Here is a 24,426-nt window from a genome sequence, read left to right as displayed (position 1 = left end):
GGCATGTACGCCCCGTTCTTCGGCCTTCAGCATCCGCCGTTCTCCATCGCCCCTGACCCCCGCTACCTGTTCATGAGCGAGCGGCACCGTGAGGCGCTGGCGCACCTGCTGTATGGCCTGGATGCAGGCGGCGGTTTTGTGCTGCTGACGGGCGAGGTGGGTGCGGGCAAGACCACGGTGTGCCGCTGTTTTCTGGAGCAAATCCCGTCGCACTGCGATGTGGCCTACATCTTCAACCCCAAGCTCACGGTGGGCGAGCTGCTGCGCTCCATTTGCGACGAATTTGGTGTGCCGCACCAGCCCTCGGTGGCAGGCGTGGAAACGGTCAAGGATTACATCGACCCGCTCAATGCCTCGCTGCTCGCGGCGCATGGCGCCGGGCGCAACACCGTGCTGATCATTGACGAGGCGCAGAACCTGTCGGCCGACGTGCTGGAGCAACTGCGCCTTTTGACCAACCTGGAAACCAGCGAGCGCAAGCTGCTGCAGATCATCCTCATCGGCCAGCCCGAGCTGCGCACCATGGTTGCCAGCCCCGCGCTGGAGCAACTGGCTCAGCGCGTGATTGCGCGCTTTCACCTCGATGCGCTGAGCGCGCAGGAAACCCAGCAATACATCGCCCACCGCCTGGCCGTGGCGGGCCTGCAAGGCCCGCTGCCCTTCAGTCGCAGCGCCATCCGGCGGGTGCACACGCTGTCGCGCGGCATTCCCCGACGCATCAATCTGCTGTGCGACCGGGCGCTGCTGGGTGCCTATGCCGCCGGGGTGCGCGAGGTCAGCGCCCGCATCGTCCAGCGCGCGGCGGCTGAGGTGTTTGATGCGCCAGCGTCGGCCGCTGCTGCGCGCAACGCCCGGGGCCTGTGGCCGCGCTGGGCGGTTGCGGGCCTGGGCGTGGTGGCGGGAGCCGCCCTGGTGGCGGGCGGCTGGGCACTGGGAACTTGGCCGCAATGGTCTCGGCAAGGCGCCGTGACATCCGCCGTGCCTGCGGGCGCCATGGCCAGCAAAACATCTGCCAGCGCGCCACCGAGCGGCGCTGCCAGCACAGCGGGGGTAACGCCCGCAGCCCCTGCGTCAGGGGCTTCGGCCCCGCGCGGGGCAGCGCCGGTGGCCATGTCGGACCTGCAGCAGTTTGTGGCCACACTGCCCGCCAGCGATACCGCCGCCTGGCAGGCGCTGGCCTCGGCCTGGGGTGCCAGTGTGGCCGATGGCGCCGACGCCTGCGCCGCATTGCCCCGCGACGGCTTGCGCTGTTATCGCAACCGCCGCGCCGGCCTGAACCTGGTGCGGCAGATCGACCGCCCGGTGCTGCTCACGCTGTTCCCGTCCGAAGAGGGCGACGTGGCCGTGTCGGCCGTGCTGCGCCGCCTGGACGGCGACACGGCCACGCTGGAAGGCGGGGGCCGCACGGTGCGTGTGCCCGTGGCCGAGCTGGCCCAGGTGTGGCGCGGCGACATCGCCACGCTGTGGCGCACGCCGCCCGATATGCCCGACAAAGGCGACCTGGCGGAGACCCCCGCTGGCGCCGCCTGGCTGGACCAGCAACTGGCCACGGCTGCAGCAGGGGGCACGCGGGCTGCCGTACCTGCAGCCGGCCGCGCGACCACGCCGGCCCAGCGCCAGTCCCGCATCCAGAGCTTCCAGCTCGCCCAGGGGGTGACCCCGGACGGCCGGGCGGGCCCCTTGACCCTCATGCTGCTCAACCGTGTCAACGGCGTGAGCGAACCGCGCTTGCGCACCGGAGGCTGAACCCAGTGTCTTACATCCTTGATGCGCTGCGGCGCGCAGAAGCCGAGCGCGGCCGTGGCGCTGTGCCCGGCATCCATACCCCGGCGGTGCCTGTCCCCGGTGCCGTGCCGGTGGCAGGGCGATCGGCCATCAGCCCGGTGCTGGTGGCCGTGGCGGTGGTGGTTGTGGCTGCTGTGGCGGCCGGTGGTACCTGGTGGTTTATGCAGCGGCCGGTGCCTGCGGGCGCCGTCGTTGTTGCTGCCGCGCCCGCCACATCCGCCGCTGTGGCGCCGTCCATGCCGGCGGTAGCGTCCACGGCGCCGCCGGCAGCGCCGGCAGCGCCTGCAGCTCTGCCGGCAGCCCCCGAAGCGGTCCCTGCGGTGGTGGCGGCGGTGACGCCCCCTCCGGCAGCCGCGCCCCGCGCGACGGCACCGCAGCGGGAGCGGCCCGCGCCGGTGTCCAGCAGCCCGGTCGCGCCGCGCTCCCCCGCCACAGACTCCGAACGGTCACGCCCTGCAGAGCCTGCCCCCCGTGAGCGCGTGCCTGCGGCCCCAGCGCCGCGTGTACCCGACATGGCTGCGGCCAGTCCAGCTCCTTCTGCAGCACCGGCGGCTACGGGCACCGTGTTTGCTCAGGCCGACCTGCCCGAGGCTGTGCGGGCGCAGTTGCCGTCGCTCAAGATCTCTGGCGTCACCTATTCCAGCAATCCGGTGTACCGCATGGCCATCGTCAACGGACAGGTGCTGCACGAGGGCGACCCTGCCGGGCCTGGCCTGCTGCTGGAGAAGATCGAGCCCGGCCGCACCATCTGGTCGTTCAAGGGCTACCGGTACGGATTGGCTTCGCAATAGCAGTATTTGGGCAAAATTGGCAGGTAGCGCTAGTGCAATATGCGCTGGTAGCTATTTAATTGATAGCAATTGTGTGGGCATGCGCTGAGCCACCTGTGCCGCTCACATTCGCTGAGAACTGGGGGGACCCAGGGCTATCGCAAGAACCGCCCGTCGCGCCCCACCAGCGTGAGCTCCACAAAGCGCGAGGCGTTGCGGTCCGGCGTGCTGGCGCTGATCTCGAACCCGCCCAGGTCCCACTTTTTCAGGTTCCAGGTGGCGTCGATGAAGGCCGCGCGCGTGGGGTTGCGGCCTGCGCGCTGCAGGGCCTCGGCAAACACGCGGGCGTTGATGTAGCCCTCCAGCGCCAGGTGGGAGGGCTCGGCCGTGGCGCCGGAGGCCTTCCAGGCGGCCTGGAATTCGCGCACCACGGGCATCACCACGTTGGAGGGCAGGGGCACCACCTGCGAAATCGCCATGCCCGTGGCGTCCGCGCCCAGGGCCTTGACGGTGGCCGGGGTGCCCATGACCGACAGCGCGTACAGCGTCACGCCCCGCTTGAGCGCGCGGAACGCCTTCACGAACTCCAGCGTGGGCTTGCCTGCGAGGCCAATCACGATGGCCTCCAGGTTGCCGCCAGCCAGCTTGGCCGCTGCGCTGCCCGCATCCGAGGCGTTGTTCTCCACCGTCACCGTGGTGGCTTCGGGCAGTTTCAGCCGGTCCATCGACTGCTTGGCCGCGTTGAACACCTCTTTGCCGAACGAGTTGTTCTGGTAGACGATGCCAATGCGCTGGATGCCGATGGTGGACAGGTGCTGCACCAGCTTCTCGGCCTCGTCGGCGTAGCTGGCGCGCATGTTGAACACGTTGCGGGCGTTCTTGGTGCGGCTGAGCTGTGCGCCGGTGAAGGGTGCAAAAAACGGGATGCCGCTCTCGATCACCTTGGGCAGCATGGCGTCGATCATGGGCGTGCCCATGCAGTTGAACAGCGCGAAATATCCGGGGTCGGCCAGAAACTGCTCCACATTGGCCAGTGCCTTGGGCACGTCGTAGGTGTCGTCCTGGGTGACGAGTTCAATGGCCTTGCCATGCACGCCGCCGCGCGCGTTGATGCCCGCAAATGCGGCCTTGGCGCCCTGGTGCATGGCCGAGCCCAGGTCGCCCAGCGGGCCGGTGAGGGCGGTGGATTGCGCAATCTTGATTGCGCCCTCCTGCGCGCGGGCCGCGCCGCTCCAGCCCAGCCCGGGCAGGCCGACGGCCGCTGCGGTGGCGGCTGCGGCGGCCAGCACCTGGCGGCGGGCCAGGGGGCGCGGCGCGGTGGGCGCGGGTGGGACGGTGCGTGCGGTGATGGAAGGGTGTTGGGTCATGGTGCTTGTCTCCTCGGGGGCTCCGGCCCTGTACGGGCGGGGCGCGAGGCGACATCATCCCGTCACGATTGGCATTTTTTTGTCGGTCTGGCGACAATTGGGATCGTGGTATTCCCGCATGCCGAGGCGGCCGCGGGGCGCCCTTTTTCGTGAGAACCTTTGCGCCATGGACCCACGCACCCACCAGGACCTGTCGCTGCACCAGCGGCGCCGTTCGCCCACGCCGCAGGAGCTTGACGGTATTCCGTGGCTCGACTTGCTGCTGCCCGCCGAGCGAGAGCGCGCCGTGGCCTCGTTGCTGGTGGGGGACGCCAAGGCGGGCGACTATGTGTGCCGCGTGGGGCGCCCGGTGACCTACTGGTTTGGGGTAGTGGAGGGCCTGCTCAAGATGAGCACCGACAACGCCCAGGGCCAGACCATGACCTATGCAGGCCTGCCGCCCGGCGGCTGGTTTGGCGAGGGCACGACCATCAAGCGCGAGCCCTACCGCTACAACATCCAGGCCCTGCGCAAGAGCGTGGTGGCGGGGCTGCCCATCGACAGCTTTCACTGGCTGCTGGACCACTCCATCGGCTTCAACCGCTTTGTGATGAACCAGCTCAACGAGCGCCTGGGCCAGTTCATTGCAGCCCGCGAGATCGACCGCTTGAACAACCCCGATGTGCGTGTGGCGCGCAGCCTGGCGTCGCTGTTCAACCCCGTGCTGTACCCGGGCGTGGGCGAGGTGCTGCGCATCACGCAGCAGGAGCTGGCCTATCTGGTGGGGCTGTCGCGTCAGCGGGTGAACGAGGCGCTGGCGGCGCTGGAGGCGCAGGGGGCGATCCGGGTGGAGTACGGCGGCCTGCGGGTGCTGGACCTGGCGGCGCTGCGATCGAGTGTGACTCCCCCCTGAGGCGCTGTGCGCCTTCCCCGTGAGGGGGCGACGCCCTCGCTGCGGGGCGGTCCTTGCTTGGCGCCCCTGGCGTGGAGTGCGCCCGATTGAAAGTCCCGTCAGCTACGTGGCAGTGCGGGAGCGCGGGATGATGGGGCTGATGCCAGATGGCGCGGGGCTGCCGTGCGCGTGGGCGCTGGCACTGCGGTGGGCGATGCGGAGGCGCTGGCTGTGCCCCAGCTGTTTTCGTCGCCGCCGTCGCGCGTCAGGCGGAAGGTACCCACCATCTGTGTCAGGCGTCCGGCCTGGTCCTTGAGGCTGTCGGCAGCGGCTGCGCCTTCCTCCACCAGGGCGGCATTCTGCTGGGTCATTTCTTCCAGCGCACCCACCGACTGGCTCACATGCCCGATGCGCTGGCTTTGCTCCTGCGTGGCCGCCGTGATCTCGCCCATGATGTCGGAGACGCGGCGCACCGACTGCACCAGTTCTTCAATCGTCTTGCCGGCGTGGTTGACGAGCGTGCTGCCCTCTTGCACCTGGTCCACGCTGGTTCCGATCAGCGCCTTGATTTCGCGCGCGGCCTGGGCCGAGCGCCCCGCCAGGTTGCGCACCTCGCCCGCCACCACCGCAAAGCCGCGGCCCTGCTCGCCCGCACGGGCGGCTTCCACCGCCGCGTTCAGCGCGAGGATGTTGGTCTGGAACGCGATGCCATCGATCACGCTGATGATGTCGGCGATCTTGCGCGAGCTGGCGCTGATGGTGTCCATGGTGCGCACCACCTGGCCCACCACTTCGCCGCCGCGTGTGGCCGCATCGGACGCGGTGGACGCGAGCTGGTTGGCCTGGCGGGCCGAGTCGGCGCTTTGCGACACCGTGCCGGTCAGGTCCACCAGCGCTGTCGCTGCGCCCTGCAGGTTGTGCGAGGTCTGTTCGGTGCGCTGGCTCAGGTCCAGGTTGCCCGAAGCCACTTCGGAGCTGGCCACCAGGATGGAGTCGGCGGTCTGGCCGATTTCGCCCACCAGGGTGCGTAGGCGCTCCTGCATGGCGGCAATGGCTTCGAGCAGGCGGCCGGTTTCGTCGTGGATGCGCACTTCGACCTGCGAGGTGAGGTCGCCACGTGCAATGCGCTCTGCCACCACGACTGCGCGGCCAATGGGGGCGGTGATGCTGGCCGTTATGCGCCAGGCAATCAGCGCGCCCAGCCCGATGGCCAGCAGCACCAGCAGCCCACCCACCACGCGGGCACTGCTCTGGGTTTGCTCTGCTGAGACCGTGGCCTCGGCATTCAAGGTGTTTTGCAGCTCGATCAGTTCGCGCAGCTTGGCGCGCCAGGCGGTTTCTGCGGGGGCCACGCGTGTCATCAGCGCCAGCGTGGCGCTCACGGTGTCGCCGTCGTCAGCGGCCTTGATGGCGCTGTCCAGTTCGGGGCGGGTCTTGCCGCCCAGGGCCTGCACCTCGGTCAGCAGCTTGAGTTCTGCGGGGGTGGCCGTGGCAGGGGTGAGCAGCTGCGTCAAAGCGGCTTCTTGCGTGGCGTATTCCTTGAGCGTCTTGCCCACGGCCACGATCTGCTCGCGCGCCTGCTTGGGATCGATGTCGTTGAGCATGGCGGCGGAGCGGCTCTGGATGCCGATGGCGCTCACGCTTTCCAGCATGCCGTTGACCAGCTTGGCTTTGTTGGCGCCCACTCCGGTGATCTGCGTCATCTGATCGTGCACTTTGCCCACGGACAGCTGGCCCACTGCCGCCACCGCCACCAGGAGTACCAGCATGCAGCCGAACCCCAGGCTGAGCCGGCTGGAAATCGACAGGGATTTGAAGGTGGAAGCAGCCGGCATGGGGGTCCTTGGGTATCGAAAAGGATCAAAGCGTGATCAAACGGGGGCCTCTGCGCAAAGCAATAACGGTGCCCACCGGCCGCCGCGCGTCCGTTGAACGGGCGCTGGAGTCGGTGCAGTGTAGGCAATAACAACAAAATGTGTCATGAGCGTTGAGGATGGTCCCATGCCCGATCTGCATAGCCGTGTTTGTTACAAATGCCGCGCCGCACGACCCTGGTGCACTGGCGCCAAAGTGCAACAGAAGGTGGTGCTGAAATTATTCGCAAAACCATCGCAGGCGCCTGTAATTAATACCTGTGTTGCTATCAAAAACAAAGTGAATGCTGGGCTTGGGGTTTGCCCTTGCCCACGCCACGGGCGCTACCGATCAGGTATAAACCTGTAACACTTGCGAGGTCTTTCATGCATCCGTTTTTTCCCTCCTCCACGCTGCGCACCACCCTCGCTGCAGCCGCCCTGGCCTTGCTGGCCGGCTGTGCGGCACCCCGGCACGACACCGGTTTGCGCGATACCCTGGTGGCCGTGACGGCCTCGCATGAGCTCATTACCTTCCAGGCCGCGCAGCCCGAGCGCATCCTGGAGCGGCGCCCCGTGACGGGCCTGGCGCCCGGCGAGCGGCTGGTGGGCATCGACTTCCGCGTGGCCAAGGGCGTGCTCTATGCGCTGTCGCAGGCGGGCCGCCTGTACACGCTCGACATCCCCACCGGTGCGCTGCGCCCGGTGGGCCCTGCACCCGCCGCGCTGGCGCTGCAAGGCGCAGTCTTCGGCTTTGATTTCAACCCGGCAGCCGACCGTATCCGGGTGGTGTCCAACACCGGACAGAACCTGCGTCTGCACCCCGACACCGGGGCGGTGGTCGATGGCGACACTGCGGTGGAAGGGGTGCAGCCCGACCCCAGCCTGCGCTACGCCTGGGGCGACGTCAACGCCCGCCGCAGGCCCGACATTGCCGGTGCCGCCTACACCTACAACCCCAACGACAGCAAGATCACCACCAACTACGCCATCGACCGTGCGCTGGGCGTGCTGGTGATGCAGGGCTCGCGCGAGGGCACCCAGCCCGTGGTGTCGCCCAACGCCGGGCAGCTGCGCACCGTGGGCCCCCTGGGGCTGGGGCCGCTCACGGAAGTGAGTTTTGACATCGCCGACGTGGGCAACACCGCCCTCATCGCCGTGCGCACCGCCGCCGATACCCAGACCCGGCTGCACCAGGTGGACCTGGCAACCGGCGCCACCCGCCCCCTGGGCCCGGTGGGCGATGGCGCGCCCCTGGTGGGCCTGGCGATCGAACCATGAGGCCGGACGGCCTGCCGACGCTGCGGCCGCGCGCGGTGCGCCAAGCCTTGCGTCACGCCATGCGTACCTCGTCAGCGGCACTCGCTGCGCTGGCGTTGGTGGCCGGCGGCGCGCAGGCAGGCACCGTGCAGGTGGATGTGTCCGACGCTGCGGGCAAGCCTGTGGCCGATGCGGTGGTGTTCTTGGACTCGGCCGAGGCGCGCAAGCAGGTCAAACCGCTGACCGGTGTGGAGATGGCGCAGGAGAAACGGCAGTTTGTGCCCGGCCTGCTGGTGGTGCCGGTGGGCACCGAGGTGCTGTTCCCCAACCGCGACTCGGTGCGGCACCATGTGTACTCCTTCTCGCCGGCCAAGAAGTTCGAACTCAAGCTCTACAGCGGCACGCCATCCAACCCGGTGCTGTTTGACAAGGCCGGTGTGGTGGCCCTGGGCTGCAACATCCATGACCAGATGGTGGGCTGGGTGCTGGTGGTGGACACGCCGTACTACGCCCGTACCCCCGCCGCCACGGGCAAGGCGCAGCTCGACAATGTGCCGCCCGGCACCTACACGCTGCGCACCTGGCACACCCGCCTGCCGGTGGGTGCCCCAGCCCTGGAGCAGGCGCTGACCGTGCCCGCTACAGGCTCCGCCACGGCGTCTGTGCGCATGACGGGGTTGCAACCTTGAAGCGGCTGCGCCTGGCCCGGCGCAGCCTGATCCTGCGGTTGGTGGGGTTGTCGCTGCTGCTGCTGCTCATCGTGCAGGCGGCAGGGTTTGCCGTGGTGCGGGCCTCCATCGACCGCAATGCCCGCGCCCAGATCGCGCGGGCCCTGGACCTGGACGAAAACATCTGGCGCCGCCTGCTCGACCAGAATGCCGAGCAGCTGCGCCAGGGATCGGCCCTGCTCGCGGCTGACTATGGCTTTCGCTCGGCGGTCAACTCGGGGGACGAGGAAACCATTCAGTCGGTGCTGGAGAACCATGGCAGCCGCATCGGCGCAGCCGTGACTGCGCTGCTCGGAACGGACCTGGAGCTGCGCGCGGTCAGCCTGTCCGACAGCATGGAGCAATTCCCGGCCACGCTGCGGCAGGTGGTGCCGCGCCTGGCGCAGCAGCCCCAGGGCAGCCAGATCGCGGTGATGGATGGCGTGCCCTACCAGTTCGTGATGGTGCCCATGCGTGCGCCGGTGGTCATTGGCTGGGTGTTGATGGGTTTTCGCATTGACCAGTCGCGTGCCGACGAAATGCGGCAGCTCTTATCGGTGCATGTGGCCCTGATGATCAAGTCCCCGGAGGGGGCGATGACCCTGTCGGTCAGCACCTTGCCCGCAGATGCGCGGGCCTTGCTGCTGAGCACCGGTGGCGCGGCAGGCGAGCTGCAGACAGCCGAGGGCACCTTGCTCGCGCGCTCCAGCAAGCTCGACAGCGTGGGGGGGGAGGTGCACTCGCTGCTGCTGCGTTCGGTGGACGAGGTGGTGGCGCCTTATCGCCAGCTGCAGGTGTTGCTGGCCATCATCACCGTGGCGGGTGTGCTGCTGTTTGCGGCAGGCACGGGCCTGGTGGCGCAACGGCTCACCACGCCCCTGCGCTCGCTGCTGGCGGCCACGCAGCGGCTCTCACGCGGTGAATACGATGTTCCGCTGGAGCACACCGACCGCACGGACGAGATCGGCAACCTGGCGCGTTCGTTCGATCACATGCGCGTGGACATCGGCGCGCAGCAAACCGAAATCCGCCGCCTCGCCTACTGGGACCGCCTGACGGGCCTGCCCAACCGGGAGCGCTTTCGTGACGCCGTGGTGCAGGCCATCGCCGCAAGTGCCGATCCTGCGCAGCCGCTGGCCGTGCTCACGCTGGACCTGGACCGCTTCAAGCATGTCAACGACGTGCTGGGCTACGCCTTTGGCGACCGCCTGCTGCAGGCCGTGGCCGAGCGTCTGAGCCAGCAGGTGCGTTCGCCCGATGACATGGTGGCGCGCCTGGGGGGCAATGAGTTCGCCATCCTGCTGCAGCGCGCCGATGCCGCTGCGGCACACGAGATTGCCCAGCGCATCAACCAGTCGTTCGAGCAACCGCTGGCCTTTGAGGACCAGACGGTGGACCTGAGCGCAGGCATTGGTTTTGCCTGCTGGCCGGGCAATGCGGGTGACGCCGACACGCTGCTCAGCCGCTCTGAAATCGCCATGTATGCCGCTAAGCGCAAGCTCAGCGGAGCCCTGCAGTACGACGCAGCCTTTGATTCGTCCAGTGCGCAGACCCTGTCGCTGCTGACCGAGCTGCGCCACGCCGTGGAGCACCATGAGTTGCGCCTGTACCTGCAGCCCAAGGTGCCCTTGCACGGGCAGCCGGGCCTGGCGGCCGAGGCGCTGGTGCGCTGGCAGCACCCGCAGCGCGGGCTGGTGCCGCCCATGCAGTTCATCCCGTTTGCCGAGCAGACCGGGTTTGTGCGCCACCTCACGCTGTGGATGTTTGAAGAAGTCGCGCGCCTGCTGGCCGACCCGCGCACGCAGGGCCTGCCGCTCAGGGTGTCGGTCAACCTCTCCACCCGCGACCTTCTCGACCCCGAGCTGAGCCACCGGCTCGCTGAGATCCTGGCGCGCCACGGAGTGGCGGCCAGTGCCTTTTGCCTGGAGATCACCGAAAGCGCGATCATGGACGATCCGCAGCGCGCCGAGGCCATGCTCAACCGCCTGTCGGAGCAGGGTTTCAAGCTGTCCATCGACGATTTCGGCACGGGCTATTCGTCGCTGGCCTACCTCAAGCGCCTGCCGGTCGATGAGCTCAAGATCGACAAGTCATTTGTGATGGGCATGGAGACGGGCGAAGACGACGCGATGATCGTGCGCTCGACCATCGACCTGGCGCACAACCTCGGGCTCACCGTGGTGGCCGAAGGCGTGGAGACCGCCGCCATCCTGGAGCGCCTGCGCCTCCTGGCCTGCGACGAGGCGCAGGGGTATCACATTGCGCGGCCCCTGCCGGTGGATGATTTCCTGGCCTGGCAAGCCCGCCAGGGGTAGCTGGCGCCAGGCCGTTGCATCTCAGTTTGGGGGCGAAGAACCTGTTCAAAGCAGTTCACAGGCGAAAATACACGCAATGTCTTCCTCCTCCTCTCGCCCGCCCGCGGGCTCCGCTGCTGCCCCAGCCTCTGACGCTGGCGGCTCCACGCCTGTTTCTTCCTCTGCGCCTGCCGCGCGTCCTGTGCTGCGCCGCCCGACCCTGGCGGCCAAGCCTGCGCCTGCACGGCCTGCGCCCCCACCCAGGGCCCCCCGTCCCTCCCGCGCTCCAGCGCCGTCCAGCTACCGCGTCGCGTCAGGCGCCTTTGTGGCGCCCGTGCGCCAGGTGCCTGCGCCTGCCACCAGCACCGTGGGGGGCTTGCCCACCTCGCGCCTGAACAAGCGCATGGCTGAGCTGGGCCTGTGCTCGCGCCGCGAGGCCGACGACTGGGTAGAGCAGGGCTGGGTCAAGGTCAACGGCGTGGTGGCGACCATGGGCCAGCAGGTCACGGCGGCCGACCGCATCGAGGTGGACAAGATTGCCCAGGGTTTCCAGGAGCAGCGCGTCACCATCCTGCTGAACAAGCCCATTGGCTATGTGAGCGGCCAGGCCGAGGACGGTCACACGCCCGCCGTGGCGCTGATCAACCCCCGCACCCACTGGCGCGATGACCCCAGTCGCAACCGCTTCTCCCCGCCGCAGCTGCGGGGCCTGGCACCTTGCGGGCGGCTCGATATCGACTCGGTGGGCCTCTTGGTGCTGACCCAGGACGGCCGCGTGGCCCGGCAGATCATTGGCGAGGACTCCGAGATGGAAAAGGAGTACCTGGTGCGCGTGGTCTACCAGGCCCCCGGTCAGGCGGTGCCACGCCACCTCGGCGAGCGCTCCGCGCCGCTGCAGGAAATCGACGAGCGTGACCCGGTCAGCACCAATGTGCAGGCGGTGTTTCCCCGAGAGTTGCTGGAACGCCTGCGCCATGGCCTGAGCCTGGACGGCGAACCGCTCAGGCCCGCCAAGGTCGATTGGCAAAACCCCGAGCAGCTGCGGTTTGTGCTCACCGAGGGCAAAAAACGCCAGATCCGCCGCATGTGCGAACTGGTGGGGCTCAAGGTGGTGGGTCTCAAGCGCATCCGCATCGGCCGCGTGACCTTGGGCAACCTGCCTGTGGGGCAGTGGCGCTACCTGTCGCCCAACGAGCGGTTCTGAGAGCCTGCGGGCTCCCTGACACTTTTTAAACGGAGCCCTTTCATGCCCCCACCGTCCACACCCCGGCTGCGCAAGCCTGCTGCTTCTGCCCCTCCGGTCGACGGCGCCACTGCGGCGAAGGCCAACCCGCTGCGCCAGTTGCGGGCGTCCGACCTGCGCGGTGTCGCGCGCCTGGCCGCGCAGGCCACCACCGGCATCAGCCGGGTGGCCGAGGGGGTGCACCAGTCGGTGCTGGGCACGCTGGGGCTGCAGGGCGGTGACCAGCCGGGTCGTACGCGGGGGCTGACCGGGTTGGTGTACCAAAGCATCCGGGGGGTAACGCAGCTGGTGGATGCGGGCGTGCAAGCCGGGCTGGCGCGGCTGGAACCGTTTTTTGCTCCGGCCACGTCATCCGACGCAGTGCATTGGGAGCGCGAGGCGGTCATCGCCGCGCTCAACGGCGTGATGGGCGACCGCCTGCAACGCGACGGCAACCCGCTGTGCACGCAGATGGGCTGGTACCAGCAGGGTCTGCCCCTGGACTTGCGCGCGCTGGCTGCACCGGGCGCCGCCACGGGCAAGCTTCTGGTACTGGTGCATGGCCTGTGCATGAACGACCTGCAGTGGCTGCGCCATGGCCACGACCATGGCGCCCATCTGGCCGAGGCCTTGGGCTACACCCCTGTCTACCTGCGCTACAACACCGGCCAGCACACATCCACCAACGGGGCCGAGTTATCGGCCCTGCTTGCATCCCTGGTGGCTTCGTGGCCCGTGCCGGTGACGGAGCTGTCCATCCTGGCCCACAGCATGGGTGGGCTTGTGGCGCGCAGCGCCTGTCACCATGCCGCGCAGGCCCCGGCAGGTTCCGGCGGCTGGCTGCCCCGGCTGCGCCACCTGGTTTTTCTGGGCACCCCGCACCACGGCGCACCCCTGGAGCGCGCGGGCCACTGGGTGGACGTGCTGCTGGGCAGCACCGCGTACTCACGCCCCTTTGCCCGCCTGGCCCAGTTGCGCAGTGCGGGCATCACCGACCTGCGCTACGGCCATGTGCTCGATACGGACTGGCAGGGGCGCGATCGCTTTCGCAAAAGCCCCGACCAGCGCACCCCGGTGCCGCTGCCTTCCGCCGTGGCGTGCCACGCGGTGGCGGCCACCCTGGCCGCGCGGCGCAGCCCGGTGGGCGAGCGGCTGGTGGGGGACGGGTTGGTGCCCTTGCACAGTGCGCTGGGCATCCACGATGATCCCGAGAGGACGCTGGGCTTTGCCAAGGCCCGGCAGGCGGTGTTCTATCGCCTGGGCCACCTGGACCTGCTGGCAGATGCGGGCGTGGCGCGGCAGCTGCAGGAATGGATACAGGCATGAGTACCTGGGCGGCCTGCTTTTTGACGCAGGCGGCGCTTGCCAGGGGCCGGGGCGCGGCTACCATGTCGCGGTGCGCTACGTAACAAGGAGAATTTAGTGAGTGATGCGAAATACCGCTTGGTGACCCGCAGTGACTTTGACGGCCTGGTCTGCGCGGTGCTGCTCAATGAGCTGAACCTGATCGACGAGATCACTTTTGTCCACCCCAAGGACATGCAGGACGGCAAGGTGCCTATCACCAGCCGCGATATCACCACCAACCTGCCCTATGTGCCGGGTGCGCACCTGGTGTTCGACCACCACGAGTCCGAAACCATCCGCAACTCGGGTCGCCGCGACGAGAATCACATCATCGAGGCCCACGCCCCCTCGGCTGCGCGCGTGGTCTACAACCACTATGGCGGCAAGGCCGCGTTCCCGCGCGTCACCGACGAGATGATGGCCGCCGTGGACCAGGCCGACTCGGCGCAGTATTCACGCGACGACATCCTCAACCCCCAGGGCTGGGTGTTGCTGAACTACCTCATGGACTCGCGCACGGGCCTGGGGCGTTTTCGGGAGTTCCGCATCAGCAACTATGCGCTGATGATGGACCTGATCCAGTATTGCCGCGACCACACCATCGACGAGATCCTGGCGCTGCCCGATGTGCAAGAGCGCGTCAATCTTTACCGCGAGCACGCCCCCAAGGCCCAGGCCCAGCTGCAAAGCTGTGCCATTCGCATCGGCAACCTGGTGGTGCTGGACCTGCGCGACGAGGAAACCATCTGGGCCACCAACCGGTTCATGATCTATGCGTTGTTTCCACAGTGCAACATCTCGATCCACGTGATGTGGGGCCTGCAGAAGCAGAACACGGTGTTTGCCACCGGCAAGTCCATTCTGGACCGCAGCAGCAAGACCCACGTGGGTAACCTGATGCTGGAGTTTGGCGGCGGCGGCCATGCGGCGGCGGGCACCTGCCAGGTGGCCAACGACAAGGCCGACACCATGCTCAAGACGCTGATCGAGCGCATCACCACCGACGGCTGAGCACTGAGGCCCGGCCGGGCGGTCAACGACCGCCATGCCTGGCCCTTGAAAAACGGGTGCACGCCCCTACATCACGCCTGCTGGTTCGGCAGGCGTGATTTTTTGTGCCGATCCCATTCGTATTCGTTCAGACCGATTTCCATAGAGAGAACCCCTCCATGAGCAAGCAAACCCTGTCGTTCCAGGCCGAAGTGGCCCAGCTGCTGCACCTGGTCACCCATTCGCTGTATTCCAACCAGGAAATCTTCCTGCGTGAGCTGATCTCCAACGCGTCGGACGCCTGCGACAAGCTGCGTTTTGAGGCGCTGGACAAGCCCGCCCTGTACCAAGACGCGCCCAACCTTGAAGTGCGCGTGACCTTTGACAAGGCCGCCAAGACGCTGACCATCACCGACAACGGCATTGGTATGAGCCAGCAGGAGGCCATCGACCACCTGGGCACCATTGCCAAGAGCGGCACCAAGGACTTCATGGGCAAGCTCTCGGGCGACCAGAAGCAGGATGCCCAGCTCATCGGTCAGTTCGGCGTGGGCTTCTACTCCGGCTTCATCGTGGCCGACAAGATCACGGTGGAATCGCGCCGTGCGGGCCTGAAGGCCGACGAAGGCGTGCGCTGGATCAGCGGCGGCACGGGCGACTTCGAGGTGGAAACCATCACCCGCGCCCAGCGCGGCACCAGCATCATCCTGCACCTGCGTGACGATGCCGAGGAATACCTCAACGCCTGGAAGCTCAAGCAGGTCATCGCCAAATACTCCGACCACATCAGCCTGCCTATCCTGATGGAAAAGGAAGAGTGGAAAGACGGCGAGCTGATCAACCCCAACGACGAAAACGGGGGCCGCCAGCCCGGCGGCATGGTCAAGACGGGCGAGTGGGAAACCATCAACAAGGCCAGCGCCCTGTGGACGCGTCCCAAGAAGGACATCACCGACGAGCAGTACGCCGAGTTCTACAAGACCATCAGCCACGATCACGAAGCCCCACTGACCTGGGCGCACAACCGCGTGGAAGGCAACACCGAATACACGCAGCTGCTGTACATCCCCGCCAAGGCGCCGTTCGATTTGTGGAACCGCGACAAGAAGGCTGGCGTGAAGCTGTATGTGAAGCGTGTGTTCATCATGGACGACGCCGAAGCGCTGATGCCCACCTACCTGCGCTTCGTCAAGGGCGTGATCGACTCGGCCGACTTGCCGCTGAACGTGAGTCGTGAACTGCTGCAGGAAAGCCGTGATGTGCGTGCCATCCGCGAAGGCTCCACCAAGCGCGTGCTCTCGATGCTGGAAGACCTGGCCAAGCACGACAGGCACGACACCGCAGCGGGCGCCGACGGCGTGACCGACGTGGTGGATGCCGACGACAAAGCCAAGGAAGGCAAGTACACCGCGTTCTACGCCGAGTTTGGCGCCGTGCTGAAGGAAGGCCTGGGTGAAGACTTTGGCAACCGCGAGCGCCTGGCCAAGCTGCTGCGTTTTGCATCCACCACCAGCGACGCCGTGACGGTCGGTTTTGCCGATTACAAGGCCCGCATGAAGGAAGGCCAGGAGGCGATTTACTACATCACTGCCGACACCCTGGCTGCTGCCAAGAACAGTCCACAGCTCGAAGTCTTCAAGAAAAAGGGCATCGAGGTCCTGCTGATGACCGACCGCGTGGACGAGTGGGCACTGAACTACCTGCACGAGTTTGACGGCACCCCGCTGCAAAGCGTGGCCAAGGGCGCCGTGGACCTGGGCAAGCTGCAGGACGAGGCCGAGAAGAAGGCCGCTGAAGAGGCTGCCGAGGCGTTCAAGCCCGTGCTCGCCAAGCTCAAGGAAGCCCTGAAGGACAAGGCCGAAGACGTTCGCGTGACCACCCGCCTCGTCGACTCGCCCGCCTGCCTGGTGGTGCAGGACGACGGCATGAGCACCCAGCTGGCGCGCATGCTCAAGCAGGCCGGCCAGCAGGCGCCCGAGACCAAGCCCGTGCTGGAGGTGAATGCCGAGCACGCGCTGGTCAAGAAGCTCGACGGCAGCGTGCACTTCCATGACCTGGCGCACATCCTGTTCGACCAGGCCCTGCTGGCCGAAGGCGGCTTGCCAGAAGACCCTGCGGCGTACGTCAAGCGCGTGAACGCGCTGCTGGCCTGAGGTTCTCGCAGGTGGTGGGCAGGTGCACCCCCGGGGCGAAATCTGCTTTCACCCCGCGTGAATAGGGGCTGGGAAGCCATTCAAAGTGAAACCCCGGGGCTGGATTGCTCCCGGGGTTTTCTTTGGCCACTGCGGGGCCAGCTCACTCCAGCGGCTGAGCCTGCTCCAGCAGCCGCGCATACACCTGGTTGCGCTCTTGTGGGGCTGCATCCATCAAAGTCTTGAGGGCCTCATCGGGTAGCCGCATGCCGCGACGCCGGTCGGTTGCCACTGGCAGATTGCGCCAGCCGGAGAGCACCAGCCAGTCCCACAACTCCCCCGAAATCCGATGGGTGACCGCCATCTTCAGCGCCTCCCGTTGGATGTCCGTGCCGACCGCAGGCACCTGCCCCACCGGCGCGGGGCGGCGTGTCTGTCGGATCGAAAAAACGTTGCGTATCCAGTCCTTCATGGGCGGGGGGGGGGGCGTGTTGATAGGGTGCAGCATAGCCCACCGTGTTGGCTTTGCTCAAGCCTCACGGGCCTTGCATAACGCCGCACAACGCTGCCGTCCGCAGCGGAGTTCACTGCGTTGGCGTGCGCGGAATGTCCTGCGCTCCAACGCGTGAATCACTGAAGCCCTGATGGCCTGCGCGGGCCAAGGAAACCAAGGGCCGCGCCTTCTCCCGCCGAATTGATCACCACAGCACTGCACGCGAGTGGTGCGAACGATACGCATTGCGTCACGCAATGGTTAACGATTATTGCCCCGCAGCAATGCGCCTGTTTCGTGGCTAGATTCGAGTGCTGCTTCAGCCACCAAGGCTGGGCTTCTTCGCGGTCTCCCCTCACACCGATTTTTACCAACCCGAAAAGGGGCTGGTGAGGTTGCGGCGTGGCCAAAAACTTGAGCTGTTCATCACTTCAGGACCAACTATGTTCAATCCGTTGTCGCGCCTCTTTGTGGGCGCGCATCCGCCCAGTAGACAGATGCAGGAATTTGACGGTACTACGCAGCCCGAGCAGGGCATGCGCCATCAACGCTGGGCGGCGAAATCCCGCCGGGCATCCCGCGCCTTGCGCCGGTTTGGCTGGCTGCTGCTGGCGAATGGACTGGTCGCGGGCGCTGCCCTGGCGCAGTCTGCGGACCTGGTGGTGAACCACGCAGACTCTCCGGACCCGGGCCCAGCTGGCGGCATCTTCACGTACACGCTGCGCATCGACAACAACGGACCCAATGGGGCGGTGGGTGTCACGTTGACAGACACCTTGCCCGCAGGTTCCGTCTTCATTGATGTGAACACGACCGCAGGCACCTGCAACCAGGCTGGCGGCACGGTCAGTTGCGCCTTGGGCGACATTCCGTTCAATGCCAATCAAACGGTGACGGTGCGCGTGCGCTTGCCTTCGGCTGGGGTGTGGACCAACACCGCCACGGCGGGCAGCACCACTGCAGACCCCAACGCCAGCAATAACGTCAACAGCATCCAGGCCACAACGGCCACGCAAGCGGCTGACCTTTCGGTGTCTGCAGTTCCGTCTGTTGCCAGCGTGAATGCAGGCCAAGCTTACAGCTACGCATTGCAGGCTACCAACCAGGGGCCGGACGCGGCAGATGGCAGCCAGAGCATTAGCTTCACCGTGCCTGCCGGGGCTTTGATCACCGCAGCACCCTCGGGCAGTGGCTGGTCGTGCACGCCGTCCAGCGGCTATCCGCTGAGCAGTGGCAACGTGAGCTGTACCCGCTCGGGCACCTTGGCGAACGGTGCCACCACCTCGGTGTTGACCGTGCCTGCTGTGTCCAATGTGAACGGCACTGTGACTGCCGCATTTGCTGTGGCTGGCCGCAAGCCAGACAGCGCGACCATGCCGGATGGGGATTTGACCAACAACACGGTCACTGTAGATGTGGCCTCCAACGCTGGAGCGGATGTGTCGGTCACCAAGACGGCCGCCAGTTCCAACGTGGCGCAGGGTGCCAACGTGGTGTACACCCTGACGCCCCGCCTCAATGGCGGCATGTCGCTGGTAGGGCAGGTCGTCACGGTGACCGACACCTTGGGGGCGGGGTTGACCTTTGTTTCTGCGGCGGGCTCCGGATGGACATGTGATGCCACCATCACCTGCACCCGGTCAGAGTACACGGGCGCCAACTTCAGCAACATGCCCGCGATTACCGTGACAGCCACGGCGGATAACACCGGGGTGTTGAGCAACACGGCGGGTGTCAGCACCGCGCTGCCCGACCCTGTGCCTGGCAACAACAGCGCCACGGCCAATGTCACGTCCAGCAACGACGCAGACATGCGGTTGACCAAAACGGCGAGCATCAACCCGGTGGTGCCCAACCAGCCATTCAACTACACACTGACAGCACGCAACACCGGCCCCTTGGCCATCCCGGCGGGCCAGACCATCACCATCACAGACCAGGTTCCGGCGGGGGTCACCCTCAACACCCTCGTCAGCGCGACCGGATGGACCTGCGATGCTTTGCCGTTTGCAGGGCCTGGTGCTTGGAACTGCTCTCGCTCCACTGCGTTGTCGGCCAACACCGACGCGCCTGTGGTCACCGTCTCTGCCATGCTGACCGGCACCGGTACGGCCACCAACAACGCCTGCGTGGCCCTGGGGGCAGGCGTACGGGTGGACAGCAATGCCGCCAACAACTGTGCGGGGGTCGGCGTCACATCGACCGCAACGCAGGCCGATCTGCGGGTGGTGTCTAAAACGGCGTCGCCCACCACCGTGGTGGCCGGCGAGAACCTGACCTATGTCATCACCGTGGAGAACCTGGGCCCTGCAACGGCCACCAATGTGGTGGTGTCGGACACGTTGGCCAGCCTGGTCAATACGGGGGGCTTTCAGTCTGCTACAGCCTCGCAGGGCTCTTGCACGCCCAACGGGGTGACCAACGGGACTTCGCAGAACCTGAGCTGTTCTCTGGGCACCCTGGCAGCAGGTGCACAAGCGACGGTGACCCTGGTGGTACGTCCCAATATCGCAGCTACCGGAAATCGCACGAACACGGCCACCGTGCGGTCCACCGATGTGGGCGATCCTGATCAATCCAACAACAGCGGCAGCGTGACCAGCCAGGTCACCGCCCTGGTGGATGTCACGGCTGCCAAGACCGCGACCCCCTCCTCCGTGGCTGCCGGAGCACCGATCACCTTCGTGGCGACGATCGGAAACACCGGGCCGTCCACCGCGCAAACGGTGCAGATGGTGGACACCTTGCCCTCCAACGCCGCCTTCATCGAGCTGGTCACCGTCAGCGGCGGTGGATCCTGCTCGCCGATCACGGCGGGCACCGTCGGAGGAACCCTCACCTGCACCTGGACGAGCATCACGGCGGGCTCGCAGCAGACGGCCACCTATCGCATGCGGCCCCTGGGCAACGCTGCGGGCAGCAACGTCGTCAACAGCATCGCTGCAACCACTGCCACTGCCGAGTCCAACACGAGCAACAACAGCGCAACGACCACGACACCCGTCACGGCCGCACAGCTCGATATCCTGGTGAACAAGGTGGACAGCGCCGACCCGGTGGACCTGGGGCAACCGACCACCTACACCATCACCATCAACAACAGCGGACCTTCCTATGGGACCAATGTGGTGATGACGGACATCTTCCCGGCCCCAGGCTCGGCGCCGACCGCGACGTTCAGCTACCAAGGTGCGTTGACCGTGAATGCGGGGGGCGTGTGTACCGAGCCGACCGTGGGCGCTACCAGTGGCACGCTGCGCTGCGTTTTCCCAGGCCTTAACAGTGGCCAGACGGCAACGGTGACCTATGCCATGCGTGCGGAGACGCTCACGGTGGCGGGTGCCACCAGCGGCACGGCCTTCAACCGGGCCAGCGTGACCGTGGACGAGACGGAAACCACCCTGGCCAACAACGTGGTCACGCATGACACCACTGCGCGCCGCTTTACCGTGGCGACCGATCTGGCCCTGGTCAAGTCAGCACCTGTGGGGCCTTTGGCGCCTGGCGCATCGCTCAACTACACACTGACGGTCACCAACAACGGCCCTCTGGCCAGCGATGGCGCACAAGTGGTGGATGTGCTACCTGCGGGGGTGAGCTTTGTCTCGGCCGTTGGCTGCGTGAATGCGGCAGGCACAGTGCGGTGCGCGATCGGGCCCCTGGCAGTGGGGGCTTCGCGGACCTTCACGCTGGTGACAGCGCTGGCATCGCCCTATACCGGCGCACGTCCGCTGGTCAACACAGCCACGCTGGATGCGCCGGGTGACACCAATCCCGGCAACAACTCCAGCACCACCACCACCACGGTGTCGGTGTCGCCCAGCGGGACCAGCAGCATTCCAACCTTGTCGGAGTGGGGGCTGATCATCCTGTCCACCCTGCTGGGCCTGATGGCTTGGGGGCAGGCGGCACGGGGGCGTCGTCGCTGACCGCTTCGCAGTAGTCCCCCTCGGCGCTTCGCACATCTGCGAAGCGCTCCGGCTGGTGTCGGCCAGCACGCACCAAGGCGTGCTGGCCGCTTTTTTGTTTGTCGATAATGGAAGCTTCGCCTGAATCTTTGCAGGCAGCTTTGTTGTCCAAGAGTTCCATGCTGCGTTTTTTTCTGACCTTTGTACTGCTTCAGCTTTCCCTTTTTGGCATCAACATGCTGGGCGTGGTACAGCAGCATGTGGTTCTTCCGTGGACGGAGTTGCTGGCGCGCGCCTGCGTGGCGTTGGTCATGCTGTTTGACGAAACCGCTGCGGCGGCGGGCAAGGTGCTTTGGAACACCGCGACCGGCTTTGGTGTTTCGATCGAGCCCGGATGCAACGGCATCGAAGCCTGCATCGTGCTGTTTGCTGCCGTGATGGCGTTCCCCTCGTCCTGGCGCCACAAGCTGGTGGGCCTTTTGGTCGGCTTTCTGGCGGTGCAAGGGCTCAACGTGGTGCGGGTGATCAGTCTTTTCTACCTCGGGCAGTGGAACACGCAAGTGTTCAACTTTGCGCACGAGTACCTGTGGCAGGCACTCATCATGCTGGACGTGCTGGTTGTCTGGCTGCTCTGGGTGCGCGCAGGCAGCAAGTCGCAGGAAGCGTCCGGGCCTCCATCGCCGCCTGAAGATCCACCTGCGCCCCCGGCGTACTCCGCAGTCTCTCCAAAGCCTGACGACCCGCTGGTGAGCGCGTCTCTGGACCTGTCGCCGCCCGTGCGATGAGCCGAAAGCGAAGGAACGGACTGCCCATGCGCCGACTCTCTCCCTTGACGATCTTCATGCTGTCTGCCTTCGGGTGGATCGTGGCCCTGACGACTGTGTGGTCGCAGGTGTCCGCATGGACTTCCTACCCCGTGGGGGTGCTTTCGCACATGGCGCTGGAGCAGAGTGCGCCGATGTGGGTGCGGCAGGTGCATCTGTCGCCGGGCACCATGGAGGTGGATACCGCGATCTCCGTGCCTGTTCCCGACGCGGGCGGGCGACGCGGGGAGATCACCATCGATGTCAGCACAGCACGCTACGCCTACGGGCTGCCGATCTTCATTGCGCTGCTGCTGGCGGCCCGAGGCCGGGGGCGCCTGGGCCGTGCGGCTGCAGGGTATGTCCTGCTGCTACCGGTCCAGGCATTCAGTCTGACGATGAGCGCCCTGATGCAAATGGTGTTGGCCGCCCAGGCAGACATCCGTCTGCTCAGGGTATCTCAGTGGCAAATGGAGGCCATTGTGTATGGCTACCAGCTGGGCTCTCTGGTGCTGCCTACGCTGGTACCTATCCTGCTGTGGCTGTGGATGGACCGTAAATTTGTGAACGATGTGCTGATCCGCAGCTGGCGCGATTCGCTGCCGCCTGCCACGTCCTCGCCTTGAGCCTGGCCAGCGGGCACTGCCGGCCACTACCCTGAAAGTGTTTCGGTGGTCGCGGCGCGTTGCTGCCCAGGGGCGCGGTGGAGGGCTGGTGCGCCCACAGGATCCAGCCGGTACCCCATCCCATAAATCGCTGAGATCGTGTAGCCGTTGTTCTCGGTCAGCTCCAGCTTCGTGCGCAGGCGTGACATGTGGGTGTCGAGCGAGCGCGAGGGGGTTTCGGCGCTGTCGCCCCAGACGGCTTCGCGCAGGTGGGTGCGGGACAGCAGGCGCCCCGCGTTACGGAACATGAACAGGGCCAGTTCGTACTCGCGGTGCTTGAGTTCGATGGGCTGGCCGTGCACGCTCAGAGAGCGCTTGTCGGCGTCAAAACAGTAGGCGCCGAAGGTCATGCGGGCGCCCATGCTTTCGGGGTAGGCGCGGCGCAGCAGCGCTGTGATGCGGGCCACGAGTTCGCCCATGCGCAGGGGCTTGCTCATGAAATCGTCGGCACCGCGCGAGAGCGCTTCGACCACGTCGCGTTCATCGTTGCGGCGGGTGATGAACAGGATTGGCAACTGCATGCCGCTCATGTCGCGCACGGTCTGTACGACCTCGGTGCCCTCCATGTCCGGCAGGTGCCAGTCGACGATCAGCAGGTCGAAGGTGTCGTGCCGCAGGGCCTTCAGCAGACTGGTGCCGTCGGCGTAGGTGTGGCACACATGGTGGTGGCATTCCAGGGTGCCCTTGATCTGCTCCAGCAGGAGAAGGTCGTCGTCAAGGACTGCGATGCGCATGGTGGTGGGCTCTGGGCCGGGGGCCGTGAAATCAAAGAAACACCTCTTTGGGGAAGAGGTGCCTTGATGGTGCCCCACATCGGGCAGCTGTGCGCAGGGGTTGACAATCGTTTGCAATGGCCGGGCCTGCGCTGGTGGGGCCTGTCCCCGCCCGGTCCACCTTGTCAGGCCACCAGCGGTTCTTCCTCCATCGCCTCGATCTGCTCGATCAGCATGTCCACCTGCCCGCGCCAGTAGTCGCTGCTGCCAAACCAGGGAAAGTTCACCGGGAAGATCGGGTCTTGCCAGCGGCGCGCGAGCCAGGCGCTGTAGTGGATCAGGCGCAAGGTGCGCAGCGGTTCGATGAGCGCCAGCTCGCGGCGGTCGAAGCTGCGGAACTGCTCGTAGCCGTCGATCAGGGCGCCGAGCTGGTGGGTGCGCTGGCGCCGGTCTCCCGACAGCAGCATCCACAGATCCTGCACGGCCGGACCCATGCGTGCGTCGTCCAGGTCCACAAAGTGCGGGCCGCCGCGGCCCCATTCATCCAGCGGGGTCCAGAGGATGTTGCCGGGGTGGCAGTCGCCGTGCAGGCGGATCATGGTGGCATTGTTCAAGCCAAATTGGCCTGTAGCGCTAGTGGAATATGCGCTGGCAGCTATCAAATCAAGAGCTTTGTCGCACTGGGCCTTCCAGGCGGCTTGCATGTCGAGCGGAATGATCTCGTTCATCAGCAGCCAGTCGCGCGATGCCGTGCCGAAGGTGGCCAGGTCCAGCGTGGGTCGGTGTGCAAAGGGCTGGGCGGCGCCCACGGTGTGGATGCGGGCCAGAAAGCGGCCGATCCATTCCAGCACCTCGAAGTCGTCCAGCTCGGGCTGGCGCCCGCCGCGCCAGGGGCTGACGGAAAACGCAAAGCCATTGTGCTGGTGCAGGGTGGTGCCGTTCAGCACCAGCGGGCCCACGGCGGGCACCTCGGCGGCCATCAGCTCGGCGGCAAAGGCGTGTTCTTCGAGGATCTGCGCCTCGCTCCAGCGGCCTGGGCGGTAAAACTTGGCCACCACGCGCTCGCCGTCTTCCAGCGTCGCCTGGTACACCCGGTTTTCGTACGACGACAGGGCCATGAGGCGGCCATCGCCGTACAGGCCCACGCCAGCCAGTGCGTCCAGCACTTGGTCGGGGGTGAGGCGGGCGTAGGGGTGCTGGTCGTTGGCGGGGTTGGTAGCGGTATCGGGGGGCAATGGGGTCATGC

The 24,426-nt window shown here is 66.5% G+C and carries 18 protein-coding genes; 13 read left to right on the top strand and 5 right to left on the bottom strand.

Annotated elements, in window-relative coordinates:
- Positions 1 to 3 precede the first annotated feature (3 nt).
- A complete protein-coding gene (locus tag ASC83_RS06755; protein ID WP_056059703.1) occupies positions 4 to 1,746 on the top strand; it encodes an ExeA family protein in 1,743 nt (580 codons plus the stop codon).
- 5 nt (positions 1,747 to 1,751) lie between these two features.
- Positions 1,752 to 2,576: a general secretion pathway protein GspB gene (locus tag ASC83_RS06750; protein ID WP_056059700.1), complete on the top strand. Its 825-nt coding sequence runs from the start codon at positions 1,752 to 1,754 to the stop codon at positions 2,574 to 2,576.
- Between the two features lie 134 nt (positions 2,577 to 2,710).
- On the opposite strand, the gene ASC83_RS06745 is transcribed toward ASC83_RS06750, so the two are convergent.
- On the bottom strand, positions 2,711 to 3,922 hold the full coding sequence (locus tag ASC83_RS06745) for an ABC transporter substrate-binding protein (protein ID WP_056059698.1): 1,212 nt from the start codon (positions 3,920 to 3,922) through the stop codon (positions 2,711 to 2,713).
- 166 nt (positions 3,923 to 4,088) lie between these two features.
- Between ASC83_RS06745 and ASC83_RS06740 the strand changes: the two genes are divergently transcribed.
- On the top strand, positions 4,089 to 4,814 hold the full coding sequence (locus ASC83_RS06740; RefSeq protein WP_056059696.1) for a Crp/Fnr family transcriptional regulator: 726 nt from the start codon (positions 4,089 to 4,091) through the stop codon (positions 4,812 to 4,814).
- Between the two features lie 98 nt (positions 4,815 to 4,912).
- On the opposite strand, the gene ASC83_RS06735 is transcribed toward ASC83_RS06740, so the two are convergent.
- On the bottom strand, positions 4,913 to 6,628 hold the full coding sequence (locus tag ASC83_RS06735; RefSeq protein ID WP_056059694.1) for a methyl-accepting chemotaxis protein: 1,716 nt from the start codon (positions 6,626 to 6,628) through the stop codon (positions 4,913 to 4,915).
- A 405-nt stretch (positions 6,629 to 7,033) separates the two neighbouring features.
- Here ASC83_RS06735 and ASC83_RS06730 point away from each other — a divergent pair, with 405 nt between their 5' ends.
- The 7 genes from ASC83_RS06730 (at position 7,034) to htpG (ending at position 16,619) form a co-directional block, all read left to right on the top strand.
- The gene (locus tag ASC83_RS06730) at positions 7,034 to 7,927 is read left to right on the top strand and encodes a DUF4394 domain-containing protein (RefSeq protein WP_056059693.1); all 894 of its coding nucleotides are present in this window, start codon (positions 7,034 to 7,036) and stop codon (positions 7,925 to 7,927) included.
- Positions 7,928 to 7,986: 59 nt separating this feature from the next.
- Complete coding sequence (locus ASC83_RS06725) at positions 7,987 to 8,595, top strand: methylamine utilization protein (protein WP_056060061.1); 609 nt, start codon at positions 7,987 to 7,989, stop codon at positions 8,593 to 8,595.
- Positions 8,592 to 10,928, top strand: coding sequence for a bifunctional diguanylate cyclase/phosphodiesterase (locus tag ASC83_RS06720; RefSeq protein WP_082522371.1), 2,337 nt, complete (start codon positions 8,592 to 8,594; stop codon positions 10,926 to 10,928). Before ASC83_RS06725 ends, ASC83_RS06720 begins: the two co-directional genes overlap by 4 nt.
- Positions 10,929 to 11,250: 322 nt before the next feature.
- Complete coding sequence (locus ASC83_RS06715) at positions 11,251 to 12,111, top strand: pseudouridine synthase (protein WP_056060055.1); 861 nt, start codon at positions 11,251 to 11,253, stop codon at positions 12,109 to 12,111.
- A gap of 42 nt (positions 12,112 to 12,153) precedes the next feature.
- Complete coding sequence (locus ASC83_RS06710; protein WP_082522370.1) at positions 12,154 to 13,455, top strand: triacylglycerol lipase; 1,302 nt, start codon at positions 12,154 to 12,156, stop codon at positions 13,453 to 13,455.
- 96 nt (positions 13,456 to 13,551) lie between these two features.
- Positions 13,552 to 14,487: a hypothetical protein gene (locus ASC83_RS06705; RefSeq protein ID WP_056059691.1), complete on the top strand. Its 936-nt coding sequence runs from the start codon at positions 13,552 to 13,554 to the stop codon at positions 14,485 to 14,487.
- Between the two features lie 158 nt (positions 14,488 to 14,645).
- On the top strand, positions 14,646 to 16,619 hold the full coding sequence (gene htpG / locus ASC83_RS06700; RefSeq protein ID WP_056059689.1) for a molecular chaperone HtpG: 1,974 nt from the start codon (positions 14,646 to 14,648) through the stop codon (positions 16,617 to 16,619).
- Positions 16,620 to 16,761: 142 nt separating this feature from the next.
- On the opposite strand, the gene ASC83_RS06695 is transcribed toward htpG, so the two are convergent.
- Complete coding sequence (locus ASC83_RS06695; RefSeq protein WP_056060049.1) at positions 16,762 to 17,070, bottom strand: hypothetical protein; 309 nt, start codon at positions 17,068 to 17,070, stop codon at positions 16,762 to 16,764.
- 464 nt (positions 17,071 to 17,534) lie between these two features.
- Here ASC83_RS06695 and ASC83_RS06690 point away from each other — a divergent pair, with 464 nt between their 5' ends.
- From ASC83_RS06690 to ASC83_RS06680, 3 genes are all read left to right on the top strand, one after another.
- Positions 17,535 to 21,020 (top strand): IPTL-CTERM sorting domain-containing protein, encoded by a 3,486-nt coding sequence (locus ASC83_RS06690; protein WP_235509328.1) that lies wholly within the window; start codon positions 17,535 to 17,537, stop codon positions 21,018 to 21,020.
- A gap of 158 nt (positions 21,021 to 21,178) precedes the next feature.
- Positions 21,179 to 21,784, top strand: a complete 606-nt coding sequence (xrtH, locus tag ASC83_RS06685; RefSeq protein ID WP_056060045.1) for an exosortase H — start codon at positions 21,179 to 21,181, stop codon at positions 21,782 to 21,784.
- Positions 21,785 to 21,810: 26 nt separating this feature from the next.
- A complete protein-coding gene (locus ASC83_RS06680; RefSeq protein ID WP_056059687.1) occupies positions 21,811 to 22,428 on the top strand; it encodes an exosortase H-associated membrane protein in 618 nt (205 codons plus the stop codon).
- A 26-nt stretch (positions 22,429 to 22,454) separates the two neighbouring features.
- Here the strand turns inward: ASC83_RS06680 and ASC83_RS06675 are convergent, their stop codons facing one another.
- On the bottom strand, positions 22,455 to 23,201 hold the full coding sequence (locus tag ASC83_RS06675) for a response regulator transcription factor (protein ID WP_056059686.1): 747 nt from the start codon (positions 23,199 to 23,201) through the stop codon (positions 22,455 to 22,457).
- A 164-nt stretch (positions 23,202 to 23,365) separates the two neighbouring features.
- On the bottom strand, positions 23,366 to 24,424 hold the full coding sequence (locus ASC83_RS06670; protein ID WP_056059684.1) for a serine/threonine protein kinase: 1,059 nt from the start codon (positions 24,422 to 24,424) through the stop codon (positions 23,366 to 23,368).
- Between the last annotated feature and the right edge of the window lie 2 nt (positions 24,425 to 24,426).

The sequence above is a fragment of the Acidovorax sp. Root402 genome (assembly GCF_001425125.1).
Lineage (GTDB): Bacteria > Pseudomonadota > Gammaproteobacteria > Burkholderiales > Burkholderiaceae_C > Acidovorax > Acidovorax delafieldii.
Note: the sequence above shows the minus strand (reverse complement) of the source record. Positions and strands in the feature narration are given on the sequence as shown.